The organism is Variovorax sp. Sphag1AA (genome assembly GCF_014192575.1).
Taxonomy (GTDB): Bacteria; Pseudomonadota; Gammaproteobacteria; order Burkholderiales; family Burkholderiaceae_C; genus Variovorax.
This window is the reverse complement of the sequence record NZ_JACHYC010000001.1, coordinates 1230738-1247342: the sequence shown is the minus strand read 5'-3', so window position 1 is coordinate 1247342 and position 16605 is coordinate 1230738. Positions and strand designations below refer to the sequence as shown.

Genomic DNA, 16605 nt, shown 5'->3' with positions numbered 1-16605 from the left:
AAGCCGTTCATGGTCTTTCCCCGGTTCGGTTGCTGGACCGATGCTCTTCGAATCGCGCTGCTATTCGAACGCAAGCGCCCCGGTAGGCTGATGGATGCGAACGACCTCTTCCTTGGCGTGGATCTGCTTGTCTTCGTCGGATGCCCGGACGAGGAGGATCGGCACCGGTGCGCGACGAACGATCCGTTCGGCGCTGCTCCCCATCACGAGGCGCGATACACCGCGACGTCCGTGTGTGCCGAGGACTATCAGATCTGCTTTCCACTGGGTGGCTTCGGCGATCACGATGTCATCGACCGATGATTCGGCGATCACCGCGGGGTACACGGTGGGGCTGTAGCGCTCGTGCAGCGAGGTCTCGACCTCGATGCCTGCCGCCACGACACTGCGTTTCGCATCCTCGAGTACGCGTGCGCCGTCGTCTCGCACGCTCTGGAGGTAGCTTCCGGCCCTGCCGGATTGCGCATCCATGGCGAGGGCGAGCGAAAGCTCGTCGATGACATGGACCAAGCGGAGACGCCCCTGCGTCAACTTGGCCAGGCGAACAGCTTCGTCGAGTCCGCGATTGGAGACCGGACTCCCATCGACGGGGACCAGGATTCGTTGATACATGGAGACTCCTTCGAGATGGGGTGTGCGATGGGTGCAGTATTGACAGCGCTTTCCCGAAGGCGCTTGATCTGGCGCAAAAGAGATCAATCGCGCGAACCGGGCAGGCGTTCAGGCACCGAGCAACCGGTGGACCAGCATGGCCTGGATGATCCGGCGGTGGCACTCCTGCACGGTGCCGCGGTCGATTTCGACATCGCCGATCAAGAGGATCCAGTCGCCCGGCCGGGAGGCGTCTGCAATAGCCGGTGTTGCTTCTCCCCGAGGGACGTCGCGCGATCTCACGACGATCGCAACCCCTACGGTTCGGGCTGCTGCCACGAACAGTCGGGCCCGCTGCCCGCGTCCGTTTCCGATGAAGATGATCCGTCGCTCTGTCGGCGCCTGTCGCTCGCAGAGCGTCCATAGGTCCGCGATGGCCCGGGCTGGATGGGTGTCGCTTGCCAGTCCCGGGAAGACGGGTACGCCGGCGTGCTGTTCGACCAGGCGCTTGACGGACGCGTTCAGGCCGTCGCAGTCAATGCAGTCGTACATGCGTCCAAGCATGCGCGCAAAGGCGGTGACGTCCGTGCGTGCATCCGACGTCCCCTTCTTGGGCGAGAAATTCAACAGAGCCACCCGCGCGCCGAGTTCTTCGGCGGCATCCTGAAGCGGCGAACTGGCATAGCCGTTCTCCTTTCGAAGCAGGGCGAGATTTCGGCCGCGCAGCGGCGAACCCGGGGACTGCCGCAGACGATCAGCAGTCGCGATGAGAGAGGCGATCTTGCTGGCGGATGGCAAGGATTCATCCGCTGCTCGTCGCGCAGTACGAGAGATGGTCACGTGGAGAACGCTACGCCGGTTGCGTGCTGCGAACTTGACGCTGCGCAAGTCCGCTGCGTTCAACGCCACCAGGGATCGCTACTGGCCAAGCACCCGGCCAATCGCGCGCTCGAGTGAAGAGCGGGTGTAGGGTTTTGCCAGCACTTCCCACCCGTGCCGCTCGTCGAGCAGTTCCCGGGAGTATCCCGACATCAGGAGGATCGGAAGATCAGGGTGCCTGCGTCTTGCCTGGACAGCCAGTTCGGTGCCGCGCAGGCCGGGACCCAGGAAGACGTCGGTGAGCAGCAGGTCGACCGACTGCTTCTCCAGTACCTGCAGTGCCTGTTGACCGTCTGCGCAGGGCAGCGCCTCGAGACCCATCGATGTCAGGAATCGCCGGACCACTTCGATGACTTCCGGGTCGTCCTCGACGAGAAGGACCTTCAGGCCTCTAGGGATCTGTGTTGCGGGCCGGGCGTCCTGCGACTCGGCCCGAATGTCATCGAGCGCGACACGCGGCAAGTACAGAGTGACGGTCGTGCCGTGGCCGGGCGCGCTTTCGAGGGTTGCCGCGCCTCTCGATTGGCGTGCGAACCCGTACACCGTCGACAGCCCGAGCCCGGTGCCGCGTCCGCTTTCCTTCGTGGTGAAGAACGGTTCAAACGCCCGCTCCCGAACCGCTTCCGGCATGCCTTCACCGGTGTCCGAGATCTCGATGGCGATGAAGCCCTCCATGGTCGCCTCCGAGGCTTCGAGTTCCGGCGGCTTTGTCTCTGCCACATGGCAGTTGAATCTCAGGGTTCCCCCCTTCGGCATGGCGTCGCGTGCGTTGAGCGCAATGTTCAACAGTGCGGATTCGAGCTGCGTCGGATCGGCGGTACATAGCAGGTCGACAGCAACGTCGAGTTCGATCGCGATGCGTTGGTCCAGTGTCCTGCGCAGCATGTCCGTGAGAGAGTGCAGCAGAGCGCCGAGATCGACCACGGTGGGCTGAAGCACCTGGCGCCGCGAGAAAGCCAGGAGCTTGGCGGTGAGTTCCGCGCCGCGCTGCGTCGCGCGGATGGCCGCGTCGACCAGCGGCTGTACCAGCGTGTCGGAAGCGCATGCGGGCACGTCACGCAAGATCTGGAGGTTGCCGGAGATCACCGTCAGGAGATTGTTGAAGTCATGCGCGATGCCACCGGTGAGCTGGCCCACCGATTCGAGGCGCTGGGCATGGTTCAACGCATCTTCGCTGCCGGCCCGCTGCAGGGCCGTGGCGAGCATGCTCGACAGCGACTGGAGGAAGTTCAGTTCGTCCTCGCCGAAGGTGTAGCGGTTGCGCGAGCGTACGGCCAGTGCCCCGATGGTGCGGCCGCGGTCGGACAGCGGGACGAGCAACTTGCAGACGACTCCCGCTTCGCGATCGCTGGGCGTCAACTGGTATCTCGATTCGCCATGGCCAGTGCTGTCGCCCGCCACGACCGCCTTGCCTTGGGTCAGGACGATTTCGAGCGCGGAGCCCGCTTCGATGGCGAGCAGTTGTCCGATTCTTTGTGCTGCGTCCAGGCCTGTGGCCGCGGCGATCCGGACATTGAGTCCGTCCGGCTCGAGCAGCCGGATCTCGGCCATTTCCACGTGCAGGGCGTCGGCCGCGACGGCCGGCACCTCCGTCAGGAGCTTTTCTATTTCCCGCGTGTCCACGGCCAGGCGTCCGAACTTGGCCAGGTACTCCGCATAGCGCGCCCGCTGGAGTGCCTGCTTGACGCGCGGGTATTCCGTGACGTTCCGGATGGCCGCCACGACGTAGGGGAGGCCGTGGTCCTGCAGCGGGCTCAGGGCGATCTCGACCATCACTTCCCTCCCGTCGCGCCTTTTCGCGACCAGGTCCATCTGCGTTCCCATCGGTCGGGGGCGTGGTTGCGCGGCATAGGCATCGCGGTACGCCGCATGGCGCGGCCGGATGGCATCGGGCACGAGCTCATCGACGCCGAGCCCCAGCAACTCGTCGGCTTCGTAGCCCAACAGCGCGAGCGCAGCCGGATTGGCCAGGCGAATGATTCCTTTCAGGTCAACCAGCAGGAGGGCATCTGGGTAGGCGGCGAAAAGCGACCGGAAGACCGTCGCCTCGTCAATCTTGGGAGCGTCGTTCATTGGGCATCCTTCTCGGCCATCACGTATGGCCGAGTGCGAAGAGGATGGTAGTTCCGGGTCCGGTGAACGACAACGTGATCAGGACTGACGTATCCGCAACGGGTGCAAAGGCATCCGATGGCCCCGCGTGGTCGTGAGGTGAAGATAGAAGTAGCGTTTCGCGACCTCCACCAGGACAAGATAGGTCGCCACCATGACCGCGAGCCATGCGAAGAAGACGGGCGGCGGCGGTTCCAGCTGCACCAGATGTCCGAGCGGCGTGTAGGGGAGGACCAGCGCAACGGCCACGACGGCCAGAGAACTGCCTGTCAATATCGCGGCCGGCTTGCTGCGCCAGGGCCGGTCGCGAGTGCGGATCACGAAGATCACGAGCACCTGGGTGATCAGCGACTCCATGAACCAGCCGGTGCGAAAGAGCGTGACATCGGCATGCAGCATGCCGAGCAGGACCCAGAACGTCAGCGCGTCGAAGGCCGAGCTGATCAGCCCGAAGAGCCACATGTAGCGCCGGATGAACCGCATGTCCAGGGTTCCAGGGCGCCGCAGGTCGGCGGCATCGACGCGATCGAGCGGGATCGCGGCCTCGGAGGCGTCGTAGAGGATGTTGTTGAGCAGTATCTGCGTGGGAAGCAACGGCAGGAAGGGCAAGAACAGCGCTGCGCCCGCCATGCTCAGCATGTTCCCGAAGTTGGAACTCGTGCCCATCATGATGTACTTCATGACGTTGCCGAAGGTCCTCCGTCCTTCGATCACGCCGTCATGCAGCACCCCGAGATCGTGGTCCAGCATCACCATGTCCGCCACTTCGCGCGCAACATCGACAGCGGTGTCCACGGTCAGGCCAACGTCAGCCGACCGCAGTGGCGGTGCATCGTTGATGCCGTCGCCCAGGTAGCCAACCACGCGTCCGCGGGCCTTCAACGCCAGGATGATGCGGTTCTTCTGCGCCGGGTTCACGCGGCAGAAGAGATTGGTCTTGATGACCCGGGCGCGCAGCGCGGCTTCGTCCATGGCGGCAATCTCGCGCCCGGTCAACACACCAGTCACCGGAACGTGGAGCAGCTTGCACAGGTGCTGCACCACGAGCTCGCTGTCGCCGCTGACGATCTTCACGGCCACGCCGCTCTTGGCCAGTGCCGCGAGCGCTTCGCCTGCGCCGGCCTTTGGCGGGTCGATGAACGCGGCGAACCCGGCGAACACCAGGTTCGTCTCGTCGCGCACATCGGCATGGGGATGATCCCGGGGCACTTCGCGCCACGACACCCCGAGCACCCGCAGACCCTGCTGTTCCAGGTTGCGGCATTGCGCCTGCAGCCGCGCCTTCGCGGCGGCATCCAGTGGGGCGCGAGAGCCGCCGCCGTCGATCTCGTGCTGACTGCATGCGCTGATGACATCGTCCGGCGCGCCCTTGACAACCAGCCAGCGAACATCGCCGCGATCGACCAGCACCGACACCCGCCGTCGCTCGAAGTCGAACGGCACCTCGTCGATCTTGGTCCAGGCTCCGGCGTCGATCTCGCGCGCGAGGATGGCATCGTCGAGCGGGCTCTTCAAGCCGCTTTCGAAGACGCTGTTGAGGTGGGCGAGCATCAGCACGCGCTGGCTGTCCCGCCCATCCGCATCGATGCAGCGCTCGAGGCTGATCCGGGCCTCCGTCAGCGTGCCGGTCTTGTCGGTGCAAAGTACGTCCATCGCACCCAGGTTCTGGATCGCGGGCAAGCGCTTGACGATGACGCGCCGCTGCGCCATGCGCAATGCACCGCGCGAGAGTGTGACGGTCACCACCATCGGCAGCAGCTCTGGTGTGAGCCCCACCGCGAGCGCGACTGCGAACAGGAAGGACTCGAGCAGCGGCCGGTGCAGCACCAGGTTGACCAGCATGACGAACAGAACCATCCACAGCGTCAGTCGCACGAGCAGCATCGCGAAGCGGTGCATGCCCACCTCGAACGCCGTCGGAGGCGGCTCCGACTGGATGCTGTGGGCCACCTCGCCAAGCGCAGTGGCAGCGCCCGTCGCCATGATGTGCACGCGCGCACTGCCGGACACGACCGAGCTTCCCATGAACACGGCGTTGGCGGCCTGCTGCAGCTCGGTCGCGCCGCGATCCAATTCGCCCGGCCGCTTCTCGATCGGATAGGACTCCCCGGTCAGCAATGCCTGGTTGACGAAGAAGTCGCGTGCCTCGACCACCCTGCCGTCAGCCGGAATCCGTTCGCCTGCGGCGAGAAGGACGAGGTCGCCTGGAACCAGCTCCGACACCGGCAGTTCCTGCGGCCGCCCATCGCGGATCACCGTGGCGCGCAAGGCCACTGATTCACGCAGCTTCTGCGCGGCCCGGTCGGCCCGATGTTCCTGGACGAAGTCCAGCGTGACGCTGAGCAGCACCAGCGTCATGATGATGAAGAAGTTGGCAGCGTCTCCGGTCGCGACTGACACCGCGCTCGCGGCCAGCAGTACGAGCACGAGCGGATTGCGAAAGCGTGCGAGGAACTGCAGCGCGAGTGGACGCTGGTTGCTGGCCTCCAGCGTGTTGGGGCCGTGGCGACCCAGCCGCTCCTCCGCCTCGGACCCGGACAGCCCCTGCGTTGCTGCCGGAGCAGCATCGAGCCACCAGGTGGACGGGGGAGCGGAAGAGGGATCGGAAGACTTCACGTCGCGGCTAGGCCGGTTCCTGGCCGGGATGCCGCACCAGAAGGACAGGCACCGGACTTCCGCGCACGACCAGTTCGGCATCGCTACCCAGCGTCAGCCGGCTGACGCCCCTGCGCCCGTGCGTTCCCATCACGATCAGGTCGCAACCGGTCGCCTTCGCTTCCGCGAGCACGATGGTGGCGACACGCCCTCCGGTCACCTCGCGCAAGGCCGACTCGGCCTTCACGCCAGACCGGGCCGCGAGCGCCTGCGCATCGGAGAGGAGCTTCTCGCCATACTCGCGCAGCGAATGAATCACGTTGTTGTAGGCAACGACGTTCGCCAGCTCCACGAGCATCGGGAAATCATCGACCACGTGCAGGAGGTGCAGGCTGGCCTTCTGTTCCGCAGCCAGGCGGATGGCCTCCTGAAGGCCCAGTGCCGAAGTCTTGCTGCCGTCGACAGGAACGAGGATACGGTGATACATGACTGAACTTTCCTCGGCCGCTTCCATGGACGATCCGCTCGCGACCGGCCGCTGCTGAAGCGAGTGAGGAATTCTTTGCGGGCGTTGCAGTCCGGCGCTTGCGCTCGATCAAGTTTTCGCCGCTTCCGCACGCTTTGACGGCGCGCAAGGGTGAACGCTGCTGCAGGCACTAAGTTGCCCGAATTGCACAGGAGCCAGTCGTGACCCATCAGCCCAATCACCGAACGCAATCCGAGGATTTCTCTTTGCTGGATGCCTGGTGGCGTGCAGCCAACTACATCTCGGTCGGCCAGATCTACCTCACGGAGAACCCGCTGCTGAAAGAGCCGCTTTCGCTGTCGCACATCAAGCCCCGGCTGCTCGGGCACTGGGGTACGACGCCGGGCTTGAACTTCATCTATGCGCACATGAACCGGGCCATCAAGGAACGGGATCTCGATGCGATCTTCGTGGCGGGACCGGGTCACGGCGGACCGGGCGTGGTGGCCAACACCTGGCTGGAAGGCACCTATAGCGAGGTCTACCCAGCCATCGGGCGTGACGCCGAAGGCTTGCGCCGCCTGTTCACGCAGTTCTCGTTTCCCGGCGGGATTTCGAGCCATGTCGGCGCCGAAACACCGGGCTCCATCCATGAGGGCGGAGAGCTGGGCTACTCATTGCTGCACGCCTACGGTGCGGTCTTCGACAACCCGGACCTGCTCGCCTGCTGCGTCGTGGGCGATGGCGAGGCCGAGACGGGAGCGCTGGCCGCAAGCTGGCATTCGAACAAGTTCCTGAACCCCGCGCGGGACGGTGCGGTGCTGCCTATCCTGCATCTCAACGGCTACAAGATCGCCGGACCGACAGTGTTGGCGCGGATCGGTGACGACGAATTGGCGCAACTGATGCGCGGCTACGGCTACGAACCGCATTTCGTCGTGGGTCACGAACCCCAGGCGATGCATCGCGCCATGGCCAAGGCACTGGACGCATCGCTGGACGCGATCCACGCCATCCAGATGGAGGCGCGTTCCGATGGTTTCACTCGCCGCCGTCACTGGCCGATGATCGTTCTGCGCTCTCCCAAGGGATGGACTGGGCCCGCGACGGTCGACGGCGTGTGCGTCGAGGGGACGCAGCGCGCGCATCAGGTTCCGTTGGCAGGGTTTGCCGATCACCCTGCTCATGTAGCGGTCCTCGAGGAGTGGCTGCGCAGCTATCGCCCGGACGAACTGTTCGATGAAGATGGAGCCTTGCGCGCGGAGATTGCAGCTCTGGCACCACGGGAAGCGCGGCGCATGAGCGCCAATCCGCATGCGAATGGCGGCCTGCTCCTCAAGAACTTGCGCATGCCGGATTTCCGCAGCTATGCGGTGGACGTCGGCGCTCCGGGAGGCGGGAAGGCTGAGGCCACGCGCATCGCCGGGTGCTTCCTGCGCGATGTCATGGCGTTGAATGAGGCAGACGACAACTTCCGCGTCTTTGGCCCGGATGAGACCAGTTCCAACCGACTGGACGCAGTTTTCGACATCACCAGCCGCATCTCGACTGCCGAGATCCTTCCCGGCGACGATCATGTCTCGCCCGGCGGGCGCGTGATGGAAGTCCTCAGCGAGCACCTGTGTCAGGGTTGGCTCGAAGGCTATCTGCTCACGGGCCGCCATGGTCTGTTCTCGTGCTACGAGGCCTTCATCCACATCGTCGACTCGATGTTCAACCAGCACGCCAAGTGGCTCAAGGTGTCGAGCCAGGTCCCTTGGCGGCGACCGATCGCTTCACTCAACTACCTCCTGACCAGTCATGTCTGGAGGCAGGACCACAACGGCTTCAGCCACCAGGACCCGGGTTTCATCGATCACGTCGTCAACAAGAAGCCCGGGGTGGTGCGTGTCTATCTGCCGCCCGATGCAAATACGCTCCTTTCGGTGCTGGATCACAGCCTGCGCAGCCGCAACTACGTCAACGTGATCGTTGCGGGCAAGCAGCCGGAATGGCAATGGCTGGACATGGCCTCGGCAGTGCGGCACTGCAGCGTCGGCATGGGTATCTGGAGCTGGGCCAGCAACGACCAGGGCGGGGCTCCGGATGTCGTGATGGCTTGCGCAGGCGATGTGCCCACGCTCGAGACGCTTGCCGCTGTGGACCTGCTCCGCAAGCAGCTGCCCAGCCTGAAAGTCCGGGTGGTCAATGTGGTGGACCTGATGGCGCTGCAGTCCCCCTCAGCGCACCCGCATGGGCTCCCGGACGCGGAATTCGACTCGATCTTTACCGGGGACAAGCCAGTCATCTTCGCTTTCCACGGCTATCCCTGGCTCATTCATCGACTGACGTACAAGCGCACCAACCATGGCAACTTTCATGTGCACGGCTACCAGGAAGAGGGCACCACCACGACGCCGTTCGACATGACGGTGCTCAACCGCCTCGATCGCTTCCACCTGGCGGCCGCGGCGATCGATTGCGTCGATGCGATCCGGGACAGCGCCGGCCATGTGAAGCAGCATCTGCGCGATCGACTGCAAGCTCACCGGGCATGGATCACGGCCCATGGCGAGGACATGCCGGAGATCCTGAACTGGCGATGGGGCGAGTGAATGCATGTCGCGCCCGGCTGCGGAGTCGGGTGCCGTTTGCTTGATCTGCATCATGCCGCCCCGGCGCACGCCGCCTAGAGTGGTTGCTTGTTCGTTTGATGCGCCGCCGCAGCATGAAACTCGATCCTTCATCCACCGATGTGCATCCCGGTGACCTCGCCACGCGGGCCGTGGCGCCCGTGGGGCCCACGACGCCGCGAGTACCGGAAGTGGGTTTCCGCCAGAAGCTCCAGCGCCGCGCGCCTGCGGCTCTGGCCGTCCTGGCGCTGATCGCGTTGGGCATCGTGTTCGGGCCGCGTCTCCTTTGGGGGCCCCGGGTAGCGGTCACGCCAGTGGTGCGTGGTGACTTCATCCAGTCGGTGGTGGCCAGCGGCCACGTCGAGGCGCCTCACCGGGTGAGCATCGGCGCGCAGCTCGCCGGCGAGGTGAAGACGGTGCCGGTGGAGGAGGGGCAAGAGGTCGCTGCGGGGCAGGTGCTCATCCAGCTCGCCGATGTCGAATGGGTGGCGGCCGCAGCCCAGGCCGACGCGGCAGTGCAGCAGGCCGAAGCGCGGCTGAGGCTGGTTCGTGAAGTGCAGGAGCCGGTGGCCGAGCAGGCCCTGCGGCAAGCCGAGATCGGTGCGGAGAACGCGCGTGCGCAGTGGCGAAGAAACGCGGCATTGCACGAGCAGGGCTTCGTTGGCCAAGCCGCGCTGGACGATCTGAGGAAGGCGGTTGACCTCAGCGATGCCTTGGTGCGCGCGGCCCGCAAACAGCTCGCCAGCACGCAGCCCGGCGGTAGCGATCATGCCGTGGCGACGACGGCGCTGGCCGAGGCGAACGCGGCCGCCGCGGCCGCGCATACGCGTCTGAAGTACACGACCATCAAGGCACCCGTGGGCGGCACGTTGATCGATCGTTCCGTGGAGCCCGGCGATGTGGTGCAGCCGGGCAAGACACTCATGGTGCTTTCGCCGGCCGGGGAGACGCAGCTCGTGGTTCAGATCGACGAGAAGAACCTGGCGCTGCTTTCGATGGGCCAGCAGGCCGTTGCATCGGCCGATGCGTACGCCGACCAGCGCTTCGGCGCCGAACTGGTCTACATCAACCCGGGCGTGGACGTGCAACGCGGCTCGGTCGAAGTCAAGTTTGCCGTGCCGCATCCGCCGGCCAGCCTGCGCCAGGACATGACCGTGTCGGTGCAGATCCGCACGGCCTTCCGCAGTCAGGCCGTCCTCCTTTCGAGCGACGCTGTACGGGATGCCGATCGCGGCCAACCGTGGGTACTGAAGGTCGACGGACACCGCGTGAGGCGTCAGGCCGTGAAGCTCGGCCTGCATTCGGGCGGCCTCAGCGAGGTGCTCGAGGGCTTGCAGCCGGGCGACCTGGTCGTCCCGGCATCGACACCGGACATCGCCGAGGGTTCGCGCCTGCAGCCCCGTGTGCGTGTCGAGTCCGCAGCGTGAGGGTTGGCGTTGCAATGAAGCGCGGCCTTCCCTTCGAATGGATCGTCGCCCTGCGCTTTCTGCGGGAGGGACGCATGCAGACGGCCTTGATCATCGTCGGCATCGCGATCGGCGTGGCGGTGATCGTCTTCATGTCGGCGTTGCTGGTCGCCTTGCAGGCGAACTTCATCCGGCGTGTGCTGACGGCGCAGTCGCACATCCAGCTCCTGCCGCCGAAGGAGGTTGCGCGTGTGCTCCGCCGGGGCAGCGGGGGGATCGGCGTGCATGACGATGCCATCGTGCAGCCGCCGCTGCAGCGGATCAAGTCGATCGACCAGTGGCAGTCGATCGCGGCGCAGATCCAATCGATGCCGGGCGTGGTCCTCGTCTCGCCATCCGCGAGCGGTTCCGCGCTGGTGGTGCGCGGCGATGCGAGCCGCGCGATCAGCCTCATCGGCGTCGACCCGCAGGTGTACTTCCGCATCGTGACCATTCCCGACAAGATCGTGCATGGCTCGCCGCGCCTGACGAACACCGACATCCTGATCGGCATCGACCTGGCCAGCGACCTCGGCGTCAGCGTGGGCGACAAGGTGCGCGTTTCCACCGCCGCGGGCAGCGACAACACGCTGACAGTGACGGGGCTGTTCGATCTTGGCAACAAGGGCGCCAACCAGCGCACCACCTATGTGGCGCTGCGCACTGCGCAAAGCCTGCTAGGGCTGGTAGGCGGTGTCTCCAGCATCGACGTGACCGTGCGGGACGTATACGCGGCGGAGGAAGTTGCCCGCAAGATCACGGCTGCCACCGGCGTGGAGGCGGACAGCTGGATCGCGACGAACGCACAGTTCTTCACCGCTGTACAGGCGCAGAAGACCTCGAACACCACCATTCGCTTCTTCGTCGGGCTGTCGGTGGCTTTTGGCATCGCCAGCGTGCTGGTGGTGTCGGTGGTGCAGAAGTCGCGCGAGATCGGGATCCTGCGTGCGATGGGCATTTCACGCGGGCAGGTGCTGCGAGTGTTCCTGGTGCAGGGCGGCGTGCTGGGTCTGATGGGCTCGCTGGGCGGCTGTGCGATGGCGCTGTTCGCGCTGTGGCTGTGGCAGCGCTATGCGCGCAACCCGGACGGCACGCCCTTCTTCCCGGTGGAGATCGAGCCGGGCCTGTTCTTCGCTGCGATGCTGCTCGCGACTCTCACCGGTCTGGCGGCAGCCTTCGCGCCCGCGCTGCGAGCGGCGCGTCTCGACCCTGTGGTGGCGATCCGTGGCTGAGCCGGTCGTGAGAATGCGCGGCGTGCGCAAGGCCTTCAACGTCGGACTGCCGATCGAGACCGAGGTGCTGCATGGCATCGACCTCGATCTGGTTCCCGGCGAATTCTGTGCGGTCATGGGACCTTCCGGCTCGGGCAAGAGCACGCTGCTGAACATCATCGGCCTGCTTGACCGGCCGACCTCCGGATCGCTTCGCATCTGCGGCGAAGAAACCGTGGGCCTCGACGACCGTGCGATCACCCGCCTGCGCGGGCACAGCATCGGTTTCGTCTTCCAGTATCACAACCTGCTGACGGGCTTCACGGCACTGGAGAACGTGATGATGCCGATGATCGGCGGCGCGGGCTTCATCGACCGGGGCATGTCCGCCCGGGCGGGCGAGCTGCTGGACAGCGTGGGACTTACGAAATGGCGCGACAACCTGGCGACCAACCTCAGTGGAGGCCAGCAACAGCGGGTGGCAGTGGCGCGCGCGCTGGCGATGAATCCGCGCCTTCTGCTGGCCGACGAGCCGACCGGCAATCTCGATACGAAGGCGGCTGATGCCGTGTTCGCCTTGCTGCACGAGGCCAATCGGAAGGAGGGGATGGCTGTGCTCTTTGTCACTCACAACGCGGCGCTGGCCCAACGATGCGACCGCATTGTGCAAGTGGTGGACGGAAGGCTGCTCAATCCCGCGTGACGAAGGCGATCAGGGCGTCGAACACCAGCCAGACCACAGCGGCGCCGAGCAGCGCCAGTGTCGCGGCGACCGACCATGCGAAGGAGGTGACTCCCCGAGCGGGCGCCGGTCGCAACGACGGTGGTGTCGTGGGCTTCATGATCTGCCCGTCAAGTTCGACGTGTCGCCTGCGCCGCAGGTCCGGATGCCGAAGAGCGAATAGGCCGGGCAACGCCCGGCCAGACCCGTGAGCAGTGGCACCAGACCCACATAGCCCCATACCCCTACAGTGGCCGTGAAGGCCAATCCGATGAGCACCAGACCCAACGTGATGCGCAGCAGGCGATCGATGGTTCCGACATTGCGAGACATGGTGATGACTCCTTCATGGTTGTCATGTCATCGTGCGCCTGCGCGGCCGTGGATTCGTTGAGGTGGATCAATCTTGGGTGCCTCATTCGATCGCAAGGGCACCCGCCGGCAAGTGAACGCGGACGGGTTCGCATTCGGCCGCGCGCTTCGTTTCGTCCGGAGCCGAACCTTCGGATGCGCGCACCAGCAGGACTGGAACAGTGGCCGTCCGCAGGATGCTCTCGGCGCTGCTACCGAGGAAGAGGCGCTTCGCCCCACGGCGGCCATGGGTGCCCAGCACGATCAGATCGGCGGGCCAGGTGGCAGCTTCCTTCGTCACCAGCTCGTGCACCGATCCGTCGAGGTTGTCGCGCAGCACGGTATCCACGGAGATGTCTGCCGCCTCTACCTTCTGCAGGCATTCCTGCAGGAGCTTGGCGCCGTTTTCGCGCAGCACGCTCATCCAGTCGCCGACGTAGCCGGCGTATGCGTCCGTCGCGAGCGCGAAAGACAACTCGTCGACGACGTGCATCAGGCGAATGCGACCGTTGGCAAGTCGTGCCATTGCGATGGCCTGCTCCAGGCCCTGCAACGAGGTGGCGCTGCCGTCGACAGGAACGAGGATGTTTTGATACATGGAAAACTCCTTGGAAGATTCAGGCGTGGGTGACTGTCTGGCGGACGTGCACATGCTGCGCTCCGCCATGGATGCGCGCGTCTGGCCGAAAGAGCGCGTTGCAGAAGCGCTCGAGCTGGTCATCGAATGCGTCGGACAGCAAGCCGAGACCGCGGAGCTCGAGGTTGCTCTGGTCGAGCCGTGCGTCAATCCTGGCCTGCTCGGTGGTGTCCAGCGGTCCGTCGCCGGCCGTCGAATTCGCACCGACGCCCATGCGTTGCAGGACGTCGATCCGGTCGGCCAGCAACGCGCGCTCGCGTGGGAGCATGTGGCGCTCGTCGGCGTCCTTCACGATCGATCGGAGCGCGTCCATGGCCAGTTGGTCGACGAGGCGCTCGACGATCTCCCTGCGCCGCATCAGCCGAGTCCAGGCCAATGCCGTTCGCAGGCGCTCCTCATGTGCACGCGCGCGACGCAAGCAGGGATTGACGCGAAGTACGCGCATGACCAATCCATCGAGTTCGTCGTCGCGCCGTTCGGCGCGGGTCTCGTGAAAGAGTCGGCTCAGGATCTGCATGTCAGGCTCTCGGTGGGAAAAAGACGTTCGTGCGGCTACGACCTGCGCCTAGAGCATGAAGGCCATGTCGCGCACATCCATCTGGAATGCCGCCTTGTCGGCATTGCGCAGTGAGAGGCCATCTTGGCTGCCTGGCCAGCGTGTCTTCGTCCAGGGTGATGACGAAATGTGCCCTCGGTGCGCCCGGACTGGACAGATCAGTCCAGTTCCGGCGCGGCTGCCATCGAAGCGGGATGCTTGCGCTCGCGAGGGCGCCTGCCGCGGCAGGATGGACCTCGCGTTCAACGCGGTGCGGATTGCGGGTGAGCTTCATGGCCGAAGTCATCGCCTCGGTTGATTCGCATGGGGTCACAAGGCCATCTTGTTGACCTTCGTCCCGTCGAGGCTCAGGTTGGCCATCAGGCCCGCGTTGCTCAATGCGAATCCGATGACCGGCTGTTGCGCGGTCTGCGTGTCGATGCTGGCGCTCGCGCCCGCCTTGGCCATGGTGACCGAGGCGTCTGCGCCGGCAGTCCATCCGTTGCTGGCGACGAATTTGTCCAGCGCTTGCTGCGTCATGAACAGCACGAAGACGGCCTTCGAGTCGGCGCCGGCCAGGAAGCCGACCGATGCGCCGGTCGTGCTGTAGTAGCCGGCGGAGCGGCCACCGACGCGCAGTGCCCCTTGTCCGTAGGAGCCGCCAACGCCGAGGCCGGCAGACACCACAGACGGGAACACCAGCACACCCTTCGCCTTGGCGGTCAGTTCGCGCGAGCCGGGCACCTGGGCGTGGAGGGTGGAGAGCGCCGAATCGACCGATGCGTCGATGCTGCTTCGCTTTGCCGCCGGATCGCCCGAAGTGGAACTGGAAGTGGTGGAACATGCGGCAGTGAAGAGCCCCGAGAGGCCGAGTGCCAGGAATGAACGCTTGTCCATGACTTTCTCCTTCTGTTGTGGATGGGGTTCGCCCACGGCAAGATTGCATCGCTGCGCCGCCCGGCGAGGTTTGATGCACGTCAATCGAATCAGCTGTCTGGCGCACGTTGCCGGTCGCGTCGATCGCGGGAGGTTTGACGAAGATCAACTGCGGCGCGATGCCGTGTGCCAAGCTCGGCCGCGACAAGGAGGCACCATGCGCATCCAATTTCTCGGCGGCACCGATACGGTCACCGGATCGAAATACCTGCTGGAACATGCTGGCCGTCGCCTGCTCGTGGATTGCGGGCTCTTCCAGGGCCTGAAGCAATTGCGGCTGCGCAACTGGGAGCCGTTGCCGGTCAGGGCCTCCGAGATCGATGCGGTCCTGTTGACGCATGCGCATCTCGATCACAGTGGGCTCGTGCCACGCCTGATCAAGCTGGGCTTCAAAGGCCCGGTCTATGCCACGCGGGCCACGCGCGACCTGTGCGAACTGCTGCTGCCGGATTCGGGCTACCTGCAGGAGGAGGAGGCCGACTACGCCAATCGGCACGGTCATTCCCGCCACACGCCCGCGCTGCCGCTGTATACGCAGGACGAAGCGCGTGCCGCCCTGGGACGCTTCGAGGTCCTGGATTTCGACAAGGCATATGCGCCCTGGCCGGGCTGGACCTGGCGGATGCGACGCGCCGGCCACATCCTGGGCGCCGCGAGCATCCACATCGCATGGGACGGCGGCAGCATTCTTTTTTCCGGCGATCTGGGTCGGGACGACGACCTGGTGATGCGTCCTCCCGAGCGGCCGGAGCCCGCCGACTACGTGGTCATCGAGTCGACCTACGGTGATCGCGTGCATCCCAAGGTGGACACCTTGTCGGCGATCGCCGAAGTGATCGGCCGGACGGCTGCGAGGGGCGGCATCGTCCTGGTGCCGGCGTTTGCGGTGGGCAGGGCGCAGACGTTGCTGCACTGCATCCACCTGCTGAAGGTGGCGCGCCGGATTCCCGACCTGCCGGTGTATCTCAACAGTCCGATGGCGGCCGACGCGACGCACATCATGCGGCGCTATTCGGACCAGCACCAACTGGATGCGGGTCAATGCGCCGCGCTGGGCCGGGAGGTGAAATTCGTCAACACGCTCGAGGAGTCGAAACGCCTCAACGGATTGAGCTTTCCTTCGGTGATCGTCTCGGCAAGCGGCATGGCGACCGGCGGGCGGGTGCTGCATCACCTGAAGGCCTATGCACCCGATCCAAGGAGCACGATCCTTTTCGTCGGCTACCAGGCCGCCGGGACCCGCGGTGCGGCGATGCTGGCCGGGGCCAGGGACATCAAGATCCATGGCGCCTATGTGCCCGTGCGTGCCGAAGTGGTCGGGTTGGACATGCTCTCGGCGCATGCCGATCGCGGTCAGCTGCTGGCGTGGCTGGACGATCTGCCTGCGCCGAAGCGGGTGTTCGTGACACACGGTGAGCCGGTCGCCGCCGATGCGCTGCGTCTCGCGATCGAAGAGCGGTTCCACTGGCAGGCCTGCGTGCCGGACTACGGGCAGACGGTGACCTTGTGACGCG

15 protein-coding genes are annotated in these 16605 nt (G+C 65.4%); 6 read left to right on the top strand and 9 right to left on the bottom strand.

Translation table 11 applies throughout. From position 1 onward, the window contains the following. Positions 1-60 precede the first annotated feature (60 nt). From FHW64_RS06070 to FHW64_RS06050, 5 genes are all read right to left on the bottom strand, one after another. Positions 61-612, bottom strand: coding sequence for a universal stress protein (locus FHW64_RS06070; RefSeq protein WP_184523977.1), 552 nt, complete (start codon positions 610-612; stop codon positions 61-63). A 108-nt stretch (positions 613-720) separates the two neighbouring features. Next, positions 721-1479: a hypothetical protein gene (locus FHW64_RS06065; protein WP_184523975.1), complete on the bottom strand. Its 759-nt coding sequence runs from the start codon at positions 1477-1479 to the stop codon at positions 721-723. A gap of 30 nt (positions 1480-1509) precedes the next feature. Next, on the bottom strand, positions 1510-3543 hold the full coding sequence (locus FHW64_RS06060) for a PAS domain S-box protein (RefSeq protein WP_184523973.1): 2034 nt from the start codon (positions 3541-3543) through the stop codon (positions 1510-1512). A 78-nt stretch (positions 3544-3621) separates the two neighbouring features. Continuing rightward, a complete protein-coding gene (gene mgtA, locus FHW64_RS06055) occupies positions 3622-6198 on the bottom strand; it encodes a magnesium-translocating P-type ATPase (protein ID WP_311733260.1) in 2577 nt (858 codons plus the stop codon). Between the two features lie 7 nt (positions 6199-6205). Next, a complete protein-coding gene (locus tag FHW64_RS06050) occupies positions 6206-6664 on the bottom strand; it encodes a universal stress protein (RefSeq protein WP_184523969.1) in 459 nt (152 codons plus the stop codon). 200 nt (positions 6665-6864) lie between these two features. Between FHW64_RS06050 and FHW64_RS06045 the strand changes: the two genes are divergently transcribed. The 4 genes from FHW64_RS06045 (at position 6865) to FHW64_RS06030 (ending at position 12614) form a co-directional block, all read left to right on the top strand. Continuing rightward, positions 6865-9237, top strand: coding sequence for a phosphoketolase (locus FHW64_RS06045; protein WP_184523967.1), 2373 nt, complete (start codon positions 6865-6867; stop codon positions 9235-9237). A 113-nt stretch (positions 9238-9350) separates the two neighbouring features. Then, entirely contained in the window at positions 9351-10682 is a 1332-nt protein-coding gene (locus FHW64_RS06040; RefSeq protein ID WP_184523965.1) for an efflux RND transporter periplasmic adaptor subunit, read from the top strand. 14 nt (positions 10683-10696) lie between these two features. After that, positions 10697-11932, top strand: coding sequence for an FtsX-like permease family protein (locus tag FHW64_RS06035; protein ID WP_184523963.1), 1236 nt, complete (start codon positions 10697-10699; stop codon positions 11930-11932). A gap of 13 nt (positions 11933-11945) precedes the next feature. Further along, on the top strand, positions 11946-12614 hold the full coding sequence (locus tag FHW64_RS06030; RefSeq protein ID WP_184524312.1) for an ABC transporter ATP-binding protein: 669 nt from the start codon (positions 11946-11948) through the stop codon (positions 12612-12614). Here the strand turns inward: FHW64_RS06030 and FHW64_RS06025 are convergent. The 3 genes from FHW64_RS06025 to FHW64_RS06015 form a co-directional block, all read right to left on the bottom strand. Continuing rightward, positions 12601-12753: a hypothetical protein gene (locus tag FHW64_RS06025; RefSeq protein WP_184523961.1), complete on the bottom strand. Its 153-nt coding sequence runs from the start codon at positions 12751-12753 to the stop codon at positions 12601-12603. The two genes, FHW64_RS06030 and FHW64_RS06025, sit on opposite strands and share 14 nt — an antisense overlap. Next, positions 12750-12965 carry a DUF2892 domain-containing protein gene (locus FHW64_RS06020; protein ID WP_184523959.1) on the bottom strand — a complete coding sequence of 72 codons (216 nt, stop codon included), beginning with the start codon at positions 12963-12965 and terminating at the stop codon, positions 12750-12752. The genes FHW64_RS06025 and FHW64_RS06020 overlap by 4 nt, the downstream gene beginning before the upstream one ends. Before the next feature lie 82 nt (positions 12966-13047). After that, positions 13048-13581: a universal stress protein gene (locus FHW64_RS06015; RefSeq protein WP_184523957.1), complete on the bottom strand. Its 534-nt coding sequence runs from the start codon at positions 13579-13581 to the stop codon at positions 13048-13050. A gap of 52 nt (positions 13582-13633) precedes the next feature. Here FHW64_RS06015 and FHW64_RS06010 point away from each other — a divergent pair, with 52 nt between their 5' ends. Next, complete coding sequence (locus FHW64_RS06010) at positions 13634-14251, top strand: hypothetical protein (RefSeq protein WP_184523955.1); 618 nt, start codon at positions 13634-13636, stop codon at positions 14249-14251. A 234-nt stretch (positions 14252-14485) separates the two neighbouring features. Here FHW64_RS06010 and FHW64_RS06005 read toward each other — a convergent pair whose 3' ends face one another. Next, positions 14486-15052: a YSC84-related protein gene (locus FHW64_RS06005; RefSeq protein ID WP_184523953.1), complete on the bottom strand. Its 567-nt coding sequence runs from the start codon at positions 15050-15052 to the stop codon at positions 14486-14488. A gap of 196 nt (positions 15053-15248) precedes the next feature. Here FHW64_RS06005 and FHW64_RS06000 point away from each other — a divergent pair, with 196 nt between their 5' ends. Then, positions 15249-16601, top strand: coding sequence for an MBL fold metallo-hydrolase RNA specificity domain-containing protein (locus FHW64_RS06000; RefSeq protein ID WP_184523951.1), 1353 nt, complete (start codon positions 15249-15251; stop codon positions 16599-16601). Positions 16602-16605: the final 4 nt, after the last annotated feature.

Excerpts from the sequence above, each read along its gene's own strand:
- FHW64_RS06000 (WP_184523951.1), top strand. The coding sequence starts at position 15,249 with ATGCGCATCCAATTTCTCGGCGGCACCGATACGGTCACCGGATCGAAA.
- FHW64_RS06070 (WP_184523977.1), bottom strand. The coding sequence starts at position 612 with ATGTATCAACGAATCCTGGTCCCCGTCGATGGGAGTCCGGTCTCCAAT.
- FHW64_RS06035 (WP_184523963.1), top strand. The coding sequence starts at position 10,697 with ATGAAGCGCGGCCTTCCCTTCGAATGGATCGTCGCCCTGCGCTTTCTG.
- FHW64_RS06060 (WP_184523973.1), bottom strand. The coding sequence starts at position 3,543 with ATGAACGACGCTCCCAAGATTGACGAGGCGACGGTCTTCCGGTCGCTT.
- FHW64_RS06040 (WP_184523965.1), top strand. The coding sequence starts at position 9,351 with ATGAAACTCGATCCTTCATCCACCGATGTGCATCCCGGTGACCTCGCC.
- FHW64_RS06020 (WP_184523959.1), bottom strand. The coding sequence starts at position 12,965 with ATGTCTCGCAATGTCGGAACCATCGATCGCCTGCTGCGCATCACGTTG.
- FHW64_RS06010 (WP_184523955.1), top strand. The coding sequence starts at position 13,634 with ATGCTGCGCTCCGCCATGGATGCGCGCGTCTGGCCGAAAGAGCGCGTT.
- FHW64_RS06030 (WP_184524312.1), top strand. The coding sequence starts at position 11,946 with ATGCGCGGCGTGCGCAAGGCCTTCAACGTCGGACTGCCGATCGAGACC.
- FHW64_RS06025 (WP_184523961.1), bottom strand. The coding sequence starts at position 12,753 with ATGAAGCCCACGACACCACCGTCGTTGCGACCGGCGCCCGCTCGGGGA.
- FHW64_RS06005 (WP_184523953.1), bottom strand. The coding sequence starts at position 15,052 with ATGGACAAGCGTTCATTCCTGGCACTCGGCCTCTCGGGGCTCTTCACT.
- FHW64_RS06050 (WP_184523969.1), bottom strand. The coding sequence starts at position 6,664 with ATGTATCACCGTATCCTCGTTCCTGTCGACGGCAGCAAGACTTCGGCA.
- FHW64_RS06015 (WP_184523957.1), bottom strand. The coding sequence starts at position 13,581 with ATGTATCAAAACATCCTCGTTCCTGTCGACGGCAGCGCCACCTCGTTG.